Origin of the sequence: Dyadobacter beijingensis DSM 21582, from assembly GCF_000382205.1 — a bacterium.
GTDB lineage: Bacteria > Bacteroidota > Bacteroidia > Cytophagales > Spirosomataceae > Dyadobacter > Dyadobacter beijingensis.
The window spans coordinates 439696-457186 of the sequence record NZ_KB907790.1; the positions used below are offsets into that span (position 1 = coordinate 439696).

General features: G+C 51.3%; 16 protein-coding genes and 1 pseudogene. 3 read left to right on the plus strand and 14 right to left on the minus strand.

Annotation, left to right across the window (positions count from 1 at the left end):
* Nucleotides 1-2: 2 nt before the first annotated feature.
* The 8 genes and pseudogenes from H144_RS0125540 to H144_RS35160 all read right to left on the minus strand — a co-directional run.
* Nucleotides 3-251: an acyl carrier protein gene (locus H144_RS0125540; protein WP_019944953.1), complete on the minus strand. Its 249-nt coding sequence runs from the start codon at nt 249-251 to the stop codon at nt 3-5.
* Between the two features lie 93 nt (nt 252-344).
* Complete coding sequence (locus H144_RS0125545; RefSeq protein WP_019944954.1) at nt 345-1994, minus strand: fatty acyl-AMP ligase; 1650 nt, start codon at nt 1992-1994, stop codon at nt 345-347.
* Between the two features lie 81 nt (nt 1995-2075).
* Nucleotides 2076-2375: a hypothetical protein gene (locus H144_RS34435; protein WP_157505131.1), complete on the minus strand. Its 300-nt coding sequence runs from the start codon at nt 2373-2375 to the stop codon at nt 2076-2078.
* Between the two features lie 210 nt (nt 2376-2585).
* Entirely contained in the window at nt 2586-2885 is a 300-nt protein-coding gene (locus H144_RS0125555; RefSeq protein ID WP_019944956.1) for a Dabb family protein, read from the minus strand.
* A 31-nt stretch (nt 2886-2916) separates the two neighbouring features.
* Nucleotides 2917-4002, minus strand: a complete 1086-nt coding sequence (locus H144_RS0125560) for a sensor histidine kinase (protein WP_019944957.1) — start codon at nt 4000-4002, stop codon at nt 2917-2919.
* A 142-nt stretch (nt 4003-4144) separates the two neighbouring features.
* Nucleotides 4145-5419: a Glu/Leu/Phe/Val family dehydrogenase gene (locus H144_RS0125565; RefSeq protein ID WP_019944958.1), complete on the minus strand. Its 1275-nt coding sequence runs from the start codon at nt 5417-5419 to the stop codon at nt 4145-4147.
* A 296-nt stretch (nt 5420-5715) separates the two neighbouring features.
* Entirely contained in the window at nt 5716-7530 is a 1815-nt protein-coding gene (gene typA, locus H144_RS0125570) for a translational GTPase TypA (RefSeq protein ID WP_019944959.1), read from the minus strand.
* Between the two features lie 211 nt (nt 7531-7741).
* Nucleotides 7742-7837 (minus strand): annotated as a pseudogene (locus H144_RS35160) (hypothetical protein); the annotation flags it as partial.
* Nucleotides 7838-7909: 72 nt separating this feature from the next.
* On the opposite strand from H144_RS35160, the gene H144_RS0125580 reads away from it, so the two are divergent.
* Nucleotides 7910-9520 carry a M28 family peptidase gene (locus tag H144_RS0125580; protein ID WP_019944961.1) on the plus strand — a complete coding sequence of 537 codons (1611 nt, stop codon included), beginning with the start codon at nt 7910-7912 and terminating at the stop codon, nt 9518-9520.
* 83 nt (nt 9521-9603) lie between these two features.
* Nucleotides 9604-10464: a TraB/GumN family protein gene (locus tag H144_RS0125585; RefSeq protein ID WP_026350995.1), complete on the plus strand. Its 861-nt coding sequence runs from the start codon at nt 9604-9606 to the stop codon at nt 10462-10464.
* A gap of 67 nt (nt 10465-10531) precedes the next feature.
* Here H144_RS0125585 and H144_RS0125590 read toward each other — a convergent pair whose 3' ends face one another.
* Nucleotides 10532-11989 carry an NADH-quinone oxidoreductase subunit N gene (locus H144_RS0125590; protein ID WP_019944963.1) on the minus strand — a complete coding sequence of 486 codons (1458 nt, stop codon included), beginning with the start codon at nt 11987-11989 and terminating at the stop codon, nt 10532-10534.
* A gap of 92 nt (nt 11990-12081) precedes the next feature.
* On the opposite strand from H144_RS0125590, the gene H144_RS0125595 reads away from it, so the two are divergent.
* The gene (locus tag H144_RS0125595) at nt 12082-12747 is read left to right on the plus strand and encodes a hypothetical protein (RefSeq protein ID WP_019944964.1); all 666 of its coding nucleotides are present in this window, start codon (nt 12082-12084) and stop codon (nt 12745-12747) included.
* 1 nt (nt 12748) lies between these two features.
* Here the strand turns inward: H144_RS0125595 and H144_RS0125600 are convergent, their stop codons facing one another.
* The 5 genes from H144_RS0125600 to H144_RS0125620 all read right to left on the minus strand — a co-directional run bounded on the left by H144_RS0125600 (nt 12749) and on the right by H144_RS0125620 (nt 17436).
* Entirely contained in the window at nt 12749-13993 is a 1245-nt protein-coding gene (locus H144_RS0125600; RefSeq protein ID WP_019944965.1) for an alkaline phosphatase family protein, read from the minus strand.
* A 112-nt stretch (nt 13994-14105) separates the two neighbouring features.
* The gene (locus tag H144_RS0125605; protein ID WP_157505133.1) at nt 14106-14606 is read right to left on the minus strand and encodes a hypothetical protein; all 501 of its coding nucleotides are present in this window, start codon (nt 14604-14606) and stop codon (nt 14106-14108) included.
* Nucleotides 14607-14619: 13 nt separating this feature from the next.
* Nucleotides 14620-15942, minus strand: a complete 1323-nt coding sequence (ffh, locus tag H144_RS0125610) for a signal recognition particle protein (protein ID WP_019944967.1) — start codon at nt 15940-15942, stop codon at nt 14620-14622.
* A 130-nt stretch (nt 15943-16072) separates the two neighbouring features.
* The gene (locus H144_RS0125615; RefSeq protein ID WP_019944968.1) at nt 16073-16885 is read right to left on the minus strand and encodes a mechanosensitive ion channel family protein; all 813 of its coding nucleotides are present in this window, start codon (nt 16883-16885) and stop codon (nt 16073-16075) included.
* Nucleotides 16886-17106: 221 nt separating this feature from the next.
* The gene (locus H144_RS0125620; protein ID WP_019944969.1) at nt 17107-17436 is read right to left on the minus strand and encodes a DUF6787 family protein; all 330 of its coding nucleotides are present in this window, start codon (nt 17434-17436) and stop codon (nt 17107-17109) included.
* Between the last annotated feature and the right edge of the window lie 55 nt (nt 17437-17491).

Below are 17491 nucleotides of genomic sequence, written 5' to 3' on the forward strand. Positions count from 1 at the left end.
CCTTACACTTCCTGGTTTTCTACGATCCATTGCGTTGTGGCATTGATAGTACCCATTTCCCAGAAAATGGATGGGCTTAGCTCTACGCCGAGCCATTCCTGCAACTCGGTGGTAATGTCGACCATGAGGAGGGAATCCAGACGGTAATCGATGATTTCGGCGTCGAGATCTACTTCGGAAGGGGCGATTTCCGCGTGGTGAGCAATGCGCTCAACGATCCATTCGGAAATTTCGGTAGATGTTCTATTCATTTAGTTGATGTTTGTGGCGAGCACTGAATGCTACGGTGAAAATAGTACTTTTACAGGTTTTTTAAAAGTAAATGTCCTATTAAGTAACCGCCATTAGTCTTCGACGGTCTTTTTGGCAAAAATCTCCCGTGCTTTCAGTCGCTGGATTTTGCCGCTCGACGTTTTGGGCAACTTTCCCGGCGCGATCAGTACGATGTCGTGCGGAATAAGCCCGAAAGCCAGGCCCACGCTCTGTGCCATTTTCGTTTTGATCACCTTTTCATCGTCCGGCGTTTCCGAAACGCGTTTCACTTCGCTCACGATCATCAGCGCCTCGCCCTGCTCCGTCTCGACTGAGAATGCGGCCGCAGCATTGGGCTGAATATCGGGATGGCTCCCGCTCACCACTTCTTCAATATCCTGCGGGTAATAGTTGACGCCCCTGATGATGATCAGCTCCTTGGTGCGCCCGGTAATAAAAAGCAAGCCATTTTGCATAAACCCGAGGTCGCCCGTGCGCAGGTAAGGGCCTTTGCCGTCGCTGGTATACGCCTGGAATGTCGCTTTGGATACTTCGGGTTTTTCCCAATAGCCGGCGGCGATTCCCTTGTTTTTAACCCAAATTTCACCCTCCTCGCCATCCGCTAAACATGCGCCGTTCGCCGGATTCACGATTGATACTTCCGTAAATTCTACCGGCGGCCCGCATGCGACCGTTTCTTTGCCCGTACTCAGCTTTTGGTAAGTCAGATCATCGCCATTCAGATGCAGGCTTACGGCGAGCGTGGCTTCGGCAAGGCCGTAGGCCGGTACCAGGCTGTTTTTCCTGAAACCACTTGCCTGTGTGGCAGCGGCAAACCTTTCGAGTGTGGCGATGCGGATTGGCTCGGCGCCAACATATAGTACCCGCAACGAGCTGAGATCGAGTTCCCGGATTTGCTCCTCGGGAATGCGGGCAAGGCAATGGTCGAGGCCGAAGCCCGGGCCGCCGCATACGGCCGCCTGGTACGTACTGATCGTTTGCAGCAGCAATGCCGGCTTGGTAATGAAAAGTAAAGGTGAGATGACAAACCCGGTGCCGCCGGTAAACAGGGGCGATAAAAGCCCGTCCACCAGCCCCATATCGTGGTAATGCGGCAGCCAGGTTACCGAGGTATCGTCCGCCGTTCGGCCGAAACAGTTGTTGATCGCGCGGAGGTTGGCGGTCAGGTTTACATGACTGATCATCACGCCCTTGGGTTGGCTCGTGGAGCCGGAAGTATATTGCAGATAGGCCGTCTCGACCGACTCTTTATGCCTTTTTATGGCTCCCGGAGCGGCGGGTGCATTGTTAAGCTCATCGGTGAAGAACCATTCGATATCATATTCCTGTAATGCCGAGGAAGCATCGTTCTTCCTCTGAAACAGCATCTTATAGGTTTTCTGATTGGTAATGATCCCCGCCGCGTTGCAATCGCGCATAATACTCAGAATGCGATTGATGCCCGGCTCCGAATAGCTGATGGGCGTCGGCACGGCGATCAGGCCCGCGTGGAGCGAGCCGAGGAAAGAACAAATGAACGCGGCCTCCGCCGGCAGCAGTAGGATGACCCTTGCATTAACGGGAAATTTGGCGCTTAGCAACTGCGATACCGCCAGTACATGCTGATGAAGTTCATTGTAACGTAGTTGCTCGGTGAGCTCCCCCTCCTTGCCGACGTACCCGTAAGCAAGTTTCTCTGGATGAAGACCGGCATTGGTTTTCAGTACATCGAGTATATCCATAAACTGCAAAATAAAAAGAAAAGGCCAGATAAAAGTGGCTTTGTGCACAGTATCCGGCCTTTTTATCCAAAGGTGTACTAATTATCGTCTGTGTCCGCGGTGACGGCCGTTGTTTCCGTAGTGGTCGTTACGGCGATATTGCTTGCGGTATACGCGGTCGTCATGCCGGCGGTAATGGTGACGGTCGGCATATATGACCCGCCCTGGGACTGGTTTTACCACCACAACGCGCGGTGGAGGCGGGGGGGCGTGGTAGTGCCGGTATCCATGCCGGTAGCCGTAGTCATAGCCCGGATCGTAGGAGCGGTAGGTGCAGGAAGTTATGGTTAACGCTGAGATCATCACCATGATGAACGACAGCAGGATTCTGTTTCTGTTCACGGTTTCTAATTCGTTTTGTACTAATATAAAAACGAACTGAATGCCGGAATAGTGCCGCCGACGGACGGGATTTGCCCTCGCCGATCAAGTTATCCACACTGTGGATTAACGAAAAATAAGCCTTAACTGGCTGAAAATGTATGTTTTTTCAAGTTGTTAACAAGTTATGCACATTTGAGGTGTGGATAACTTGTTAACAAATATTAGGCTTTACGCTTCCACGTCGTAGATCACCACGCGCTCCCAGAGATGTGCGCATTCTTCCACGAATTTTTTGTGCAGCGGGTGTACCTGGTATACGTCATGCGCGGCCTCGTCCTTGAATACGAGAATTTCGGCGTAGTCGTACGTCGCGTCGATTACCGGGCGGCGGGTAGCTGCCGGCGGACCGATGTAGGCCGATTCGATCGATTCGATCGCTTCCAATGATTTGATTCCTGCGAGAAGAGCCTGTTTTGCTTCTTCGTTGTCCTTCTCTTTAAGCCAGAAGAATACGTTGTGGATAAACATGAATGATGGTTTATGGTGTTAGAAATTGATTTTAGGGATTCGAGTGAACTTCCTCTGCCTTGGCTTCCTGCACGGGGTGCGGATACGCCTTTTCGAGCTTGAAAGAAAACGTGGTACCCTTGTCCGGCTTGGACATCACGGCAATTTTGGTGTCGTGGGCGTTCAATATATGTTTTACAATGGCAAGTCCCAAACCCGTACCACCGATTTCTTTGCTGCGGCTCTTGTCGATCCGGTAAAAGCGCTCGAAAATGCGGTTCAAATGCTCATGCGGAATGCCAGGGCCATTGTCGCGGACTTCCACTTCGATGTATTTTTTGCCCTCGCTGAAATGCACGACGACCTTCCCACCCTCATTGCCGTACTTGATGGCATTCTCGATGAGGTTCAGCATGACTTGTTCAATCCGGTCGGAATCGGCTTTGATCCACACTTCCGGCATGTCGTCCGGCTTGACTTTCAATGTCACATTCCGATTTTTGGCGATGTGTTCGAGGCGGCTGAAAATACTGATGGTCAGCTGGCGGATGTCCATCGGCAGGATATTCATTTTGATATCGCCGGTTTCCATTTGTGAAAGCACGAGCAGGTCTTTCACGAGCACGTCCAGGCTGTCGAGGTTGTTGGCGGCTTTGCGTAAAAAGCGTTCGCGGACGTTTTCATCCTCCATCGCGCCGTCGAGCAAGGTGTGGATAAATCCCTGCGCGGCAAAAATGGGCGTCTTGAACTCGTGCGACACGTCGGCCAGGAATTCGCGACGGAAGAGTTCGAGCTTTTTCAGCTCGTCGATCTCCTTTTGCTTCTTGGTTACGTATACGAAGATCTCGTCGTTGATGGTCTTCAACGGATTCGACTCCCGGATGAGCCTTTTCCGCGGAGCCATATTGAAGTCCTTCATTTTCAGCTTGTGGATGGTCCGGTACATCTTGTTCACCTCGCGGAAAACGAGAATATCGACGGCATACAGCACGAGGAAAAACGAGGAAATAAAGGAAGAAATGGCCGAGACAAAGAGCATCCCTTTTGAAACCCCATCCACGAACGCCAGAAAAGTGGTGGTAATAAGGGAAATGAGGAATGCGAGAATAACGGCAATAAAACGGGGACTGAGCGACATGTTACTTTAAAGCTTGCTGCACGCCGGCTATCTGATGCCGGCGTGCAGCGAATCTGTGAAAATTTAGCCTTAAAGTTAACACTTTGAAACCGGTTTAGATTCGGTTTCGCCTCCGAAGTGACTTGTTAAGAAATTGTTAAGCTTAAAATCCGCCACGATACTTATAGGTACTTGCCACCTTGTCGATCGCGACAATGTACGCCGCGATGCGCAGTGATACCCGGTATTTCAGCGAGGTTTCATACACTTTATCAAAAGCGTCCTTCATAATGCGGTCGGTGCGGCGGTTAATGCGTTCGAGCGTCCATTTGTAGCCGATGCGGTTTTGCACCCATTCGAAATAGGACACCGTTACGCCGCCGGCGTTCGCGAGGATGTCGGGTACGACCATGATGCCCTTGTCATTGATAATGTCGTCGGCTTTGGCGGAAGTGGGGCCATTGGCACCCTCTACGATCATCCGTGCCTGGATACTGGCTACATTCTTGCGGGTAATCACATCTTCCTTTGCGGCGGGTACCAGTACGTCCACGGGTAATGTAAACAGGTCGTCGCCGGAAATCAACTCCGCTTTGGCATAACCTTCCAGCGAACCCTTATTGGAATCGCGGTAGGCAACGGCGTCGGCTACGTCGATTCCCTTATCGTTGTAATAGGCCCCTGAAATGTCGCTGATCGCGTGGATGGACACGCCGCGCTCGCGCAGAAGCATAGCCGCGTGAGAGCCTACATTTCCAAAGCCCTGCACGACCGCCGTCGCACGATAAGGATTAATGCGAAGCTTCTCCATACCGGCCAATGCCGATACCATTACACCACGGCCCGTCGCTTCGGTACGCCCAAGCGAGCCGCCGAGTACGAGCGGTTTGCCGGTGACTACGGCGGGGACCGTCATACCTTTGGATTTGGAGTATTCGTCCATCAGCCACGCCATTTCGCGCGGGCCGGTACCCATGTCAGGCGCGGGAATATCCTGGTCGGGGCCGAACACGTCGAGTAATGCTGTCGTGTACGCCCGCATGAGGCGCTCGATCTCGCCCGGTGACATTTCGCGCGGGTTGCATGCTACGCCGCCTTTGGCGCCGCCGTAGGGAATGTCCACGACGGCACATTTCCACGTCATCCATGCGGCGAGCGCGCGTACCTCGTCGAGGTTCACGTCGGGGTCGAAGCGGATGCCGCCTTTGCTGGGGCCGAGAATAGTGGAGTGGATCACGCGGTAGCCTTCGAAGGTCCGGATTTCGCCGGAATCCATGGTGACGGGCAGTCCGACGGTTACCTGTTTACGGGGCACTTTGAGGATATAATACATTTCTTCGGAAATCCCGAGGAGGTCTACGGCCTTATCGAATCGCTGCATCATTGACTCCAACGGATTGTCTTTATCCTTGATCGGAGCCGGTTCTATGTAAGACATTATTTGATTTATAAAATGTTGATAATAAATAGATTAGCTCAGCGTCTCCGAGCCTCTGATACAAACTACGCTATTTGTTATTATAAAAACAAAAAACTAGTTTTTCTTGAAATAGTAATAAAAACTGTTCGAAGTAGAATGTTTCAGGTGAGTGGCAAACACTAAAATTATACCAACGATTTTGGTGATTCTTCCAAATTTTCTGGCAGGATCGGGGCGAATTTTGAAATGCGTAAAAAATAAAAAAAGGAGGCAAATTTTTTGCCTCCTTTCGGGTTTGGAATGTCGGGCTTGGATTAAGCCATTTCCATTTTGGATGCGTAGCGCTTGCGCTCGTTCTCATCCAGGTATATTTTCCGCATACGCATGTTTTGCGGGGTAACTTCGAGGTATTCGTCTTTCTGGATGTATTCCATCGATTCTTCCAGCGAGAAGTTGATTTTCGGAGCGATACGCAGGCCGTCATCCGAGCCGGAAGCGCGCATGTTGGTCAGTTTTTTCGCTTCTTGCAGGTTTACCACAATGTCGTTTGGACGATTGTGCTCGCCTACTACTTGTCCGCCGTAGATTTCATCGCCCGGATCAACGAAGAAACGTCCGCGATCTTGCAATTTGTCAAGCGTATAACCCGTGGCAGGGCCAGTGTTTTTCGAAATGATCGATCCGTTCTGACGGCCGGGGATCGGGCCACGGAATGGCTCGAAGCTTTTGAAACGGTGGGTCATAACGGCCTCGCCCTGTGTTGCGGTGAGTACGTTCGAACGCAGACCAATCAAGCCACGTGAAGGGATTTCAAATTCAAGGTGCTGCAGATCGCCTTTCGGTTCCATGATCAGCAGCTCGCCTTTGCGCTGCGTTGCCAATTCGATCACTTTTCCGGCAGTTTCTTCCGGTACGTCCACTACCAATGTCTCGATCGGTTCGAGGCGCTGGCCGTTTTCGTCTTCTTTATAGAGTACCTGCGGCTGACCTACCTGTAATTCGTAACCTTCGCGACGCATCGTTTCGATCAATACCGACAAGTGGAGGATACCGCGGCCATACACGAGGAATTTGTCCTCCGTATCTGTGTTTTCCACGCGCAATGCGAGGTTTTTCTCAGTTTCTTTCAACAACCTGTCGCGGATGTGGCGGGAGGTAACGAATTTACCTTCCTTACCGAAGAACGGCGAGTTATTGATGGTGAAGAGCATATTCATGGTAGGCTCATCCACAGCGATACGCGGCAATGCTTCCGGGTTTTCGGCATCAGCGATCGTGTCGCCGATTTCGAAATCTTCGATACCCGTTACTGCGCAAATATCACCTGCACCTACTTCGGTCACTTTGGTCTTACCCAAACCTTCGAATACCTGCACTTCTTTGATTTTCACTTTCTTATTCACACCGCCGGCTTTGCAAAGCGTCACGGTAGATCCTTCCTTGATGGTACCGCGCTTCACGCGACCGATTGCGATACGGCCAACGAATGCGTTGTAGTCAAGTGAGGTGATCTGCATTTGCAGGTTACCTTCCGGGATAACCGGCGCAGGGATCTGCTCGATGATCGTGTCGAGAAGGAACGTAATATCTTCGGTTGGTTTCTGCCAGTCCGGGCCCATCCAGCCTTGTTTCGACGAACCGTAAACGGTCACGAAGTCGAGCTGGTCTTCGGTTGCGCCGAGGTTGAACATCAGGTCAAACACGTTTTCCTGAACCTCTTCGGGGCGGCAGTTTTCCTTATCTACTTTATTGACAACGACGATTGGTTTCAAACCCAGACCGATGGCTTTGCCCAATACAAAGCGGGTTTGCGGCATCGGGCCTTCAAATGCATCGACCAGCAACAATACGCCATCCGCCATTTTGAGTACGCGTTCCACCTCACCACCGAAGTCTGCGTGACCTGGTGTGTCAATTACATTGATTTTAACGTCTTTGTAACGCACCGATACGTTTTTGGAAACAATTGTAATCCCACGCTCACGTTCCAGATCGTTGTTGTCGAGGATCAGGTCGTCGAACTCCTGATTGTCGCGAAACAGCTTTGACGCGTGGATGATTTTGTCAACCAAAGTGGTTTTACCGTGGTCAACGTGCGCAATAATTGCGATGTTACGAATGGCTTGCATTGTTTTATGGATCAGTTGTTTACGGTGCTGTAACGAAACGGACGATTTACGTGCAGCAGCCGATTTGGCTTTTGTCTGGATGGAATTTCGCCAAACAGGGTGCAAATGTACGCACTTTTTACCTGAATAACAGTATTTTACAATTAATTTATTGTTATCCCGTGAAAAACAGCCTTTAAACTAAAAGAAGTGCAAAAAGTACACGAAAATGTCAGAAGGTTACAATTTCGGTTTCTGACATTCGGTAGAGATTGTCAGGATCGAAATCAACGCCATTATCCCAGGTCAGCGTTCCGTAGGAGTTGAGAGCGAAGTGCCCCGTTTTGCATTCGCCCCTGCGTTTCGTTAATTTGTAAGTATTGAATGACCATTAAACCTCATGATGAACAAACACATTCTGGCTGGATTATTCCTGTCTATCAACACATTGGCATTAGCTCAGGATCCCCCGCCGCAGGACGATGCAGCCAAGTACGCGGCGAGCATTACACCTTCCGATCTCAAAAAGCACCTGGTCATTATTGCTTCCGACAGTCTTGAAGGCCGCGATACCGGCTCGCCGGGGCAGAAAAAGGCGGCCGAATATGTCTCCAGATATTATAAACAATATGGTTACCAGCCCATTGCGGCCGACGCCGACGGTTCAAAGAGCTATTTACAGAAATACAAGCTCTACAAGCGCAGCTGGGGTGAAGTGTATGTCAAAGCCGGGGATAAGACGTATGAATTCAATAAGGATTTCTATCTCAATGGCCTGCTCGACATTCCCGAGGAAGTTAGTACGAGCCTCGTTACAGCCGGGTACGGCATCGAGGAAGGCAGTTACAGTGACTACGCCGATCTCGACGTAAAAGGAAAGTCGGTAGTAATTTTCGACGGCGAACCGAAATCGTCAGGAGGCAAATATCTGCTGACCGGAACGACAGAAAAAGGCAAATGGAGCGGCCCGGCGGCCTGGCAGTTGAAAGCCAAGCTGGCACAGGAAAAAGGTGCGAAATATGTGTTCATTATTACGGACAAAACCGGCGAAGACCTTGATAAGGAGATTCGTCAGCGTGCGGTAATGGCCCGGCGTTTCAGTGCACCGACGTTGAAACCGGTTCAGGAAAATCCGGCGGGAACGGCGGCATTCGTGATGGCGGCAAGCACTGCCGCGGAAATGCTGGGGACATCAGCGTCGAAACTGGCGAAATTGAAGTCGGAGATCGATAAGTCTGGTAAACCGGCAGCGCGTGACTTTACGGGTAAGGTTGCATTGAAAGCCACGCGCGTGAGTGAGACGATCGATACCGAAAATGTGGCGGCATTCATGGAGGGTACCGATAAGAAAGACGAAGTGCTCGTTATCAGCGCGCATTTGGACCACATCGGCATCTCGCCCAACGGGGAAATTAACAACGGTGCCGACGACGACGGCTCGGGAACGGTATCATTGCTCGAACTGGCCGAGGCATTCAGCAAAGCCAAGGCGGACGGTAAGGGACCGCGCCGCAGCATCCTGTTTTTAAATGTGACGGGCGAAGAGAAGGGCCTGTTTGGCTCGGAATATTACTCGGAGCATCCGCTGCTGCCCTTGAAAAACACGATCGCTGATTTGAATATCGACATGATCGGCCGGGTGGACGAGGCGCACAAGAATGACCACAAATACGTGTACCTGATCGGCTCCGACAAGCTTTCTTCCAAGCTGCACGAGATCAGCGAGGAGGCGAACAAGAAGTATGTCAATTTCAAACTCGATTACACTTTCAACGATCCCAAAGATCCCAACCGGTTCTACTACCGCTCGGACCACTATAATTTTGCCAAAATGGGCGTTCCGGTGATCTTTTACTTCACCGGCGTGCACGAGGATTACCACCGCCCCGGCGACGATGTTGAAAAAATCCTGTTCGACAAGCAATCGGAGATCGTGAAACTGGTGTTTTACACCGCTTGGGAGCTCGTGAACCGCGAAGAGCGCATTGTTGTGGATAGTCATAAGGAGTGATTTTGGAGGAGGAAAGGGAAGAGGGAGGAATGGGAGGACGAAAGAAATTCGTAGATGAGTGATTCTGGTTTAAATATTTGAATATGAGGAAGATATTTTTGGTGATAATGTTGTGTTTATTCTGTGCGATTGCCCGGGCGCAGGTGCCGACGGAAAATTCATTGCTTTGGGAGATTACCGGGCCGGGGCTTTCGAAGCCTTCCTACCTGTTCGGCACTATTCACCTCATTTGCCCGACCGACTTTTCCCTGAGCGATTCCCTCAAAAGCACGCTCTCCCGCACGCAGCAGGTGGCATTGGAAATGGATATGGACGATCCGGGCATGATGGCCGGGATGATGAAAACGATGAATATGGCGGCCGGTAACGAGTTGAAAAAGCTCGTTACCGAGCAGGAATATCAGCGCCTCGACCGGTTTTTCAAAGATTCGGTGCATGTAGGACTGGCAATGTTCGAACGGGCCAAGCCATTTGTATTGATGGGGCCGCTGTTTAGTTCCGTACTTGACTGCCAGCCGGAGTCCTACGAAATGAGGCTCGTCGAAATGGCGGGCAAGCAAAAATCCGAGGTGATCGGCATCGAAACATTGGAAGAACAAATGGCCATCTTCGACACGATCCCTTATAAAGACCAGGCGAAAATGCTGCTCACCCTCATCGACTCGCTGCCTTCCGCACGGAAGGAGTTCAAGACGTTGGTCGCGCTATACAAAGCCCAGAATATCAATGAACTCTATCGTATGACGCTGAAAAGCGAGTTCGGAATGGAAGGCAACGAAGAAGTAATGCTCTTCGCGCGAAACCGCAAATGGGTACCGCGCATCGGCAGGATCGCCACGGAAAAACCCACATTTTTCGCAGTAGGTGCGGCCCATTTAGGCGGAGAAAAGGGCGTTATCGCTTTGTTGAGGAAGGAAGGGTATCGCGTGCGGGCGATGAAGTGACCAAAACTTGTCAACAGCACCCGTCTGATCGAACAGCTCCGTAACCAAGCTTCACGGGACTAATCCCTCAAAACGCCGAAATCCATCGCGTCAGCCATTCCGGGCTGAAAAATAGCATGAGTAATGCCACCAGAAACATGCCGGCGACCAGCTTGCCGGAAGCGCTGTTGTTGGTGCTTACTGCCTCCGCTCTCACGGTTTTGAAAAACAATAAATAGGGCAGCCGCATGTAGTAGGCCAGCGAAATGGCGGCGTTCAGGATGCCGCCGATGAGCAGCCAGAGCATCCAGGTGAGCTCCTGGTCGTGGTAGCTTTCCCAGAGGGCGGAGAAGACGAGAAATTTGGAAGTAAAACCTCCCGTTGGCGGTAGTCCGGCCAGCGCGACCATCACGACCGTGAGAATACCGGAAATCCAGATGTAGTTGCGGCCAAGGCCCTCGTAATCTTTGAGTTGTGTTTCCTGGCGCGGTTGCAACAGGTCTACGAGGAAGAATGCGGCCAGGTTGATGACCAGGTACGCGGCGGTGTAAAATACCGCGGCTTCGAAACCGAAGCGGCTGTATGCTGCAATGCCCACCAACAGATAACCTGCCTGTGCAATAGACGAATAGGCCAGCAGGCGGCGCGCATTGCTTTGCCAAAGCGCTGCCACATTGCCGATCGTCATGCTGATGAGCGCTATTCCTCCCAGAACCGGGAAATATTGGGCTGGTAATATGCCCGCAAGGCGCATCAGGACGAGTATCACGGCTGCTTTCGGTGCTACGGAAAGAAACGATACCAACGGCGTGGGCGCGGCTTCGTACACGTCGGGCGTCCAGATGTGGAAAGGCACCAGCGAGAGTTTGAAAAGCAGTCCGGCGAGGGTCAGTACAATGGTGACCGTTACCACAAGGTCTGAATTGCTGCTGAGCGCGACCGTCATGGCGTCGCTGGTGATGTCGAGCGTGCCGCTGAGGCCGTAAATAAGCGAAATGCCATACAGCATTACGGCTGAACTGGCCGTTCCGAAAAGCAGGTATTTAATGCCGCCCTCGGCTGCCTTCCGGTAGGGCGACAGTGCCACAAGCAGGTAGGAGCTGATCGAAATGAGTTCAAGCGATAGGTATATCGACAGCAGATGTGTGGACATTGTCAGCAAATGCATGCCCGCAACGGCGGCGATCAGCAACGCGTGGTATTCGGCGGGGAAATCGTATTTTAGAATGCGTACATGCAGCAGCGTGAAAATCCAGGCAAGCGTGATCAGGATTTTGAAAAAAACAGCCTGCCTGTCGAGGAACAGCAGGGGCTGGAACCGGAACGACGGCTCGGTATTCCATTGACCTGCAATCAATAACATGGTGATCAGGCTACCGGCGAGCGCCAGGGTCAGCAAATAGGAATGGGCTTTTTCCTTGCCGAAGCGTTTTACGAAAATCAGTTCGGCGAGCAGGAACAGGCAGAAGAACACGGCCAGAAATATTTCCGGGATAATGCCGCCCAGGCTCTGGCGTATATGGATGAGCTGATCGTTAATGTCCAAAACAGCAGGTACAATTTTTTATGCAAAAGTAGGGAAACAATCCACCTTTCGGCTTCCAAACCTCGAACTTATCAAATTAACCAACTTGAATTATGAAATATCTGCTAAGAATTTTTACGCTGACTTGCTGTTTTGCAGGCGTGCAGGCATACGGCCAGGACTCGACCGGCCTGGCGGGAACGCCGTACCAGGAAACGCAACCGGCAGCGGGCGAAAAATCACCCTACTTATTGAAAGAATGGTATTCGGGCGCGGTCCGTACGAGCGACGATCGCGTTCATGACGGCATTCCGCTTCGCTACGATTTTGTAAAAGACGAAGTGGAATACAAGGCCGGTTCAGGCCTTTACCGCGTTTCCTCCGGCGTTTCCGAGTTTTCCATTCCGAGCGGTGTGGAGCTGTACACATTCAGGAGCGGTTATCCTGCGGTAGGTGAGTTGACCGAAAAGAGCTTCTACCGCGTGCTTTACGACGGGAATACCAAGCTTTTGAAAAAATACACCAGCCCCATTAAAGTAGAAAAAGCCAGCGCCACACGTGAAATGGACGCCGGCGCGAAGCTTTTCCTGTTGAAAGACGATAAAATGAATCCTGTGCAGCTCGGTAACCGGAACAGTTTTATGAAACTGCTGACCGACGAGCGAAACAAGCTGAACTACGTGATCAAAGAGCAGCAGCTGGATTTTGCCGGCGAGGACGACCTCATTCGCTTGCTTGAAGAATACGATTCCTACAAGGCCGGACGAGGCGGGAACTAGCCTACTTTTCCACAATCCAGCGATTTGCGCTGTTGTATTTGCCTTCCAGAACAATCTTGAAAAAGCCGGACGGGTATTTCGAAATATCCAGTTCGGCTTTTTCATTGGCTACGTCCACCTCGTCCATGAGGTAGTACAAATCGCGGCCGCCTGTTTCGAAATGGTTGGTGGTCGTGAGCCAGATTTTTACCTTTCCTTCTTTTTCTGCGGCTTTCCAGGAGACATTAACCTTGCCCGCCGATTTCTGCACCACCGGAGAAAGGACCGACAATTTGCCTGTAAATGCCACGCCATCCACTTCAAATGCCTGTTCTTTCGGAATGTGAATGTCCATATGCCGCGTTACAGTCGGGAAAATGTCGACAATGCCGGGTGTGGATTTGAAATTCGCATTCAGATCTTTTGCATTGGTCACGATCCACGTGCTGCGCTCGCGGTCGCTCTGGCCGCCGTGGCCGTGGCCGGTTTTGGCGTCGCGGCCGTGGTCGGTGGTGACTACCATCAGCCAGTCTTCATTGTAAGTTTTCTCGCGGTAGGTTACGGCTTTCCAAATGCGGCCCATCTGGTCGTCCATCATCTGGATCGCTTTGGTAAATTGCTCGCTGTCACCGTATTTGTGGCCCATATCGTCGGTATATTCGAGGTATACCCATGACATATCCGGCGCATTGTCGTGAATATAGGCGGCGGCTTCATCCACTACCTTTTCATCGATCCGGTGAATGTATTCGCTCTGCTTGTCGTGCCTGAAATGCACGGTATCCAGCTCGAAGCCGTCGAAAGAATAGTCGATCTGCAGCTTATCGGTCTGCGGCAGGTTGGTACCTACGAGTTTGGTGCGGTTGTCGAGCCAGGTCGAGAAAACAGCCGTCTTTTTCTGGGGATATTGTTCTTCCATAAAGCGGAAAAGCGTCCAGTAGTGGTAGTTCGGGTCTTTAATATCGTTATCCCAAACATTATGCTTGTTCACCCACGTGCCGGTGAGCAGGCTATTGTAACCTACGGCCGAGATCGTGGGGGTCTGCGAATAGGTGCCCTTGCCACCTCCTACGTGTGCGCGGGTGTAGCCACCCGCTTTCGCGATCGCGTCCAGGTGCGGGGTCGCGATTTTCTCCTTGCTGTCGCTGGAAATACCGTCCACGATCACGAAGACGACCTTTTTGGTTTTGACGTTCTGAGCGAGTACATGGCAACCGGTAAAAACGGCCAGCACGACGCCCGCCAGCAGGTAAAATCGCTTTTTCATAAATTGAATGACTGTTTAATAAAAAATCCCTCAAATAAACGGCTAATTCGCCGAATTTGAGGGATTTTAAAGCTAAGAAATTATTACTATCTTAAAATTTTCAAGTCATTTTTTATGGATTGACCGGTTGTTCCGGCGCAGCGTCCGTTTTTTTCTTTTTGCCGAATGCATATACAATGCCGAAATGGCTTTTGAGCACCCCGCTGTCGAATTTGTCCTTCACATACGGGTTCAGTTCCAAAGCGAGCATAATGCGGCGGTTCATCGGGAGCGGCGCTACGCGTACGCCGAAGTTGACCGAGTAGCCATCTACCGTAATCAGGTCGGCATCGGGGTCGGCGATGCGGTAGAGCGGGTTGAGCCGGAGCCCGCCGCCGAGGTACCATTGCGCCACTTCGCCCCGTTTGAGGTTGATCATCGGCAAGATGTCGATGCTCAGGCTGCTGAACAGCGAGTTGGTCTGCATGCGGGTATCGAGCCAGATCACTTTTTTTGCATTCGTGCTGACGGTCAGCAGGCTGCTCCAGGGATAGTATCCGACCGACGCCTGCGCGCGCAGTTTTTCCTGGCCCAGCAGGAGCATTAGCGTCAGAACCAAAAGAACTCGTTTCATCAAGGAGTGATTATTAGCGGCGCATGGCTTTGCCCAGCTTGCCTGCCGCCTGCATAGTGTTCATTTTCTTCATCATTTTCCGCATTTCGTCAAACTGTTTGATCAGGTTGTTGACTTGCAGAAGGGTGGTGCCGCTACCCGCCGCAATGCGTTTTTTCCGGCTGCCGTCGATGATATCAGGATTTTCGCGCTCCTTTTTGGTCATCGACTGGATGATCGCCTCGATAGGCTTGAACGATTCGTTGTCGATGTCGAGGTTTTTGATGGCGCTGCCCATTCCTGGGATCATGCCGATGAGGTCTTTGACATTACCCATCTTCTTGATCTGCTGTAACTGGCCGAGGAAGTCGTCGAAATCGAATTTGTTCTGACGCATTTTGGCATTAATGCGCTTCGCTTCGTCTTCGTCGAATGCCTGCTGGGCGCGCTCCACGAGGGAGATCACATCACCCATGCCAAGGATACGGCTCGCCATACGATCGGGGTAGAAGGAGTCGAGCGCCTCCATTTTTTCCCCGGTACTGATGTATTTGATCGGTTTTTCAACGACCTGGCGGATCGAAAGCGCCGCTCCACCGCGGGCATCACCGTCGAGTTTCGTCAAAACGACCCCGTCGAAATCGAGTCTTTCGTTAAATGTTTTGGCCGTATTCACCGCGTCCTGGCCGGTCATCGAGTCGACCACGAAGAGGATTTCGGAAGGTTTTACGGAAGATTTAATGTCTTCCACCTCTTTCATCATCACTTCGTCCACCGCTAGACGGCCTGCCGTATCGACGATCACGATTTTCTTGCCGGATTTCTTCGCGTGTGCGACCGCATTGGTTGCGATGCTCACCGCATTTTTGTTCTCGGGCTCCGAATACACTTCCACGCCGATCTGCTCGCCGAGCACTTTCAGCTGGTCGATCGCCGCGGGACGGTACACGTCGCAGGCGGTGAGCAACACCTGGCGGCCTTGTTTTTTGAGCAACGAGGCCAGTTTACCGGAAAATGTGGTTTTACCGGAACCCTGCAGACCGGCGATGAGGATTACCGCGGGGTCGCCTTTGATATTAATCCCCTCGGCCTGACCGCCCATGAGTTCGGTCAGCTCTTCCTGCACGATTTTGACGAACATCTGGCCCGGCTCGACAGAGATAAGGATTTTCCTGTCGATGGCTTTTTCGCGGATGCGGTCGGTAATTTCTTTGGCTACCTTAAAGTTAACATCGGCGTCGACCAATGCTTTACGGACTTCCTTGGTAGTGGCGGCAACATTTATATCGGATATGCGGTCCTTTCCTTTTAGTGTGCGAAAGGCGTTATTAAGCTTGTCCTGTAAGTTTTCAAACATGGAATAATATCTATGAATCTGAACCTGAATTTGAAATAATTCACAAAGGTATAAATAAAATGAGGAGTACAGGAGAGTTACCCCCTGTACTCCTCAATATTCGCTGGTTCGAAGCTCCGCTTCGGTGCTGTCACTGTTTCAATGCAACGCTCACTTCGGCCGGTTTCGGTGCCTGAATGCCATCCAGCGCAAACTGCCGGCTGATGCCTTCGTGGACATTGTAATAGGTATCCCAAAACGTAGCGCTGGGCGTCCACACGCGCACATCGAAAAAGATTGCGTTCTCCGTGAGCTTCGTCACCAGGATGTCGTGCGGAACGTCTTTCAATGCGGTCGGACAGGCGTCGACCACCTTTTGCACCGATTGGCGGATCTTATCCACGCCGTTCTGGCTCCCGGCCGCAAATACCATATCGACGCGGATCTTGCCTTTGCCGGAAATGTTGGTAATGGGCGAGGTTGATAATGAGCCGTTTGGAAGGATAATCGTCTTGTTGTCGGGTGTGACGAGAATGGTGTTGAAAATCTGCACGCCCTCGACCGTTCCCGTGAACCCCTGTGCGCTGATAAGGTCGCCCACGCGGTAGGGTTTGAAAATAAGGATCAGCACGCCGCCCGCGAAGTTGGCCAGGCTGCCCTGTAACGCCAGGCCGACGGCCAGACCCGCCGCGCCGAGCACGGCAACAAACGAGGAAGTTTCAATGCCGATAATGCCTGCGATACTAAGCAGCAGCATCACGTTGAGCAAAACTACAATCAGCGAACTGAGGAAAGGCTGCACGTCGCGGTCGACCTTGCGCTTTTCCATGACGTTACTCAGCATCGAGCTGATTTTACCTACAATAAACCGGCCGATGATAAAGGCGAGGATTGCGAGCAGGACTTTGCCGCCGTAGAGCGTGGCCAATGTCCAGATCTGTGCTTTGATAATGTCAAAGTTCATCTGTGGTAGAGATTTTGTTGATCTGATGGAGTTATGTGAAACTGGTGCACGTATATAGTGTATCCGGCTGCAAAGTCACTCATTCCCTTGACATTAACAAAATAGGTGAAGGAATTTTTAAGTAGAAATTATTCTATCTCTAATAGTCCAATTACGAAAAAAGGGTGGCAAATGGCTGTCTGCCAGTTGCGCACCCTTTCGGATATACTCTAATGCTTCGCTTATTTTTTGAACTTGGCGGCTATCCAGCGGAACATTTTCTTTTCCTTTTCCCAAAAGAAAGAAAACTGTCCCAGCAAAAACCCGTAAAGCAGCAGCAGGCTCTGGTAAGTCGGGAAAATAAAGAGGATGTAGGTGATCGTTTTCAACCACATCGGCGTGGTATCGTCGTAGCCGAGCAGGTAAAACAGCCCTTTACGGAGCCACACCACCGACGAGCCCGACAAGCTGAATACTGCGAGTACCAACAAAACCTGCCTGGTTGTTTCCAATCCCCATTTTTCCTGCATTTTGCCCAACCAGGGCTGCGCATTCTTCTCTCCGCTTTGCATATATGTGCTATTGATTGCTTCTGAAATCCGGTGCAAAGTAACAACGCGAATCGCA

Bases quoted from the DNA above. Each gene is read 5' to 3' on its own strand.
- H144_RS0125540 (WP_019944953.1), bottom strand. From the start codon at position 251: ATGAATAGAACATCTACCGAAATTTCCGAATGGATCGTTGAGCGCATT.
- H144_RS0125545 (WP_019944954.1), bottom strand. From the start codon at position 1,994: ATGGATATACTCGATGTACTGAAAACCAATGCCGGTCTTCATCCAGAG.
- H144_RS0125555 (WP_019944956.1), bottom strand. From the start codon at position 2,885: ATGTTTATCCACAACGTATTCTTCTGGCTTAAAGAGAAGGACAACGAA.
- H144_RS0125560 (WP_019944957.1), bottom strand. From the start codon at position 4,002: ATGTCGCTCAGTCCCCGTTTTATTGCCGTTATTCTCGCATTCCTCATT.
- H144_RS0125565 (WP_019944958.1), bottom strand. From the start codon at position 5,419: ATGTCTTACATAGAACCGGCTCCGATCAAGGATAAAGACAATCCGTTG.
- typA (WP_019944959.1), bottom strand. From the start codon at position 7,530: ATGCAAGCCATTCGTAACATCGCAATTATTGCGCACGTTGACCACGGT.
- H144_RS0125580 (WP_019944961.1), top strand. From the start codon at position 7,910: ATGATGAACAAACACATTCTGGCTGGATTATTCCTGTCTATCAACACA.
- H144_RS0125585 (WP_026350995.1), top strand. From the start codon at position 9,604: ATGAGGAAGATATTTTTGGTGATAATGTTGTGTTTATTCTGTGCGATT.
- H144_RS0125595 (WP_019944964.1), top strand. From the start codon at position 12,082: ATGAAATATCTGCTAAGAATTTTTACGCTGACTTGCTGTTTTGCAGGC.
- H144_RS0125600 (WP_019944965.1), bottom strand. From the start codon at position 13,993: ATGAAAAAGCGATTTTACCTGCTGGCGGGCGTCGTGCTGGCCGTTTTT.
- H144_RS0125605 (WP_157505133.1), bottom strand. From the start codon at position 14,606: ATGAAACGAGTTCTTTTGGTTCTGACGCTAATGCTCCTGCTGGGCCAG.
- ffh (WP_019944967.1), bottom strand. From the start codon at position 15,942: ATGTTTGAAAACTTACAGGACAAGCTTAATAACGCCTTTCGCACACTA.
- H144_RS0125615 (WP_019944968.1), bottom strand. From the start codon at position 16,885: ATGAACTTTGACATTATCAAAGCACAGATCTGGACATTGGCCACGCTC.
- H144_RS0125620 (WP_019944969.1), bottom strand. From the start codon at position 17,436: ATGCAAAGCGGAGAGAAGAATGCGCAGCCCTGGTTGGGCAAAATGCAG.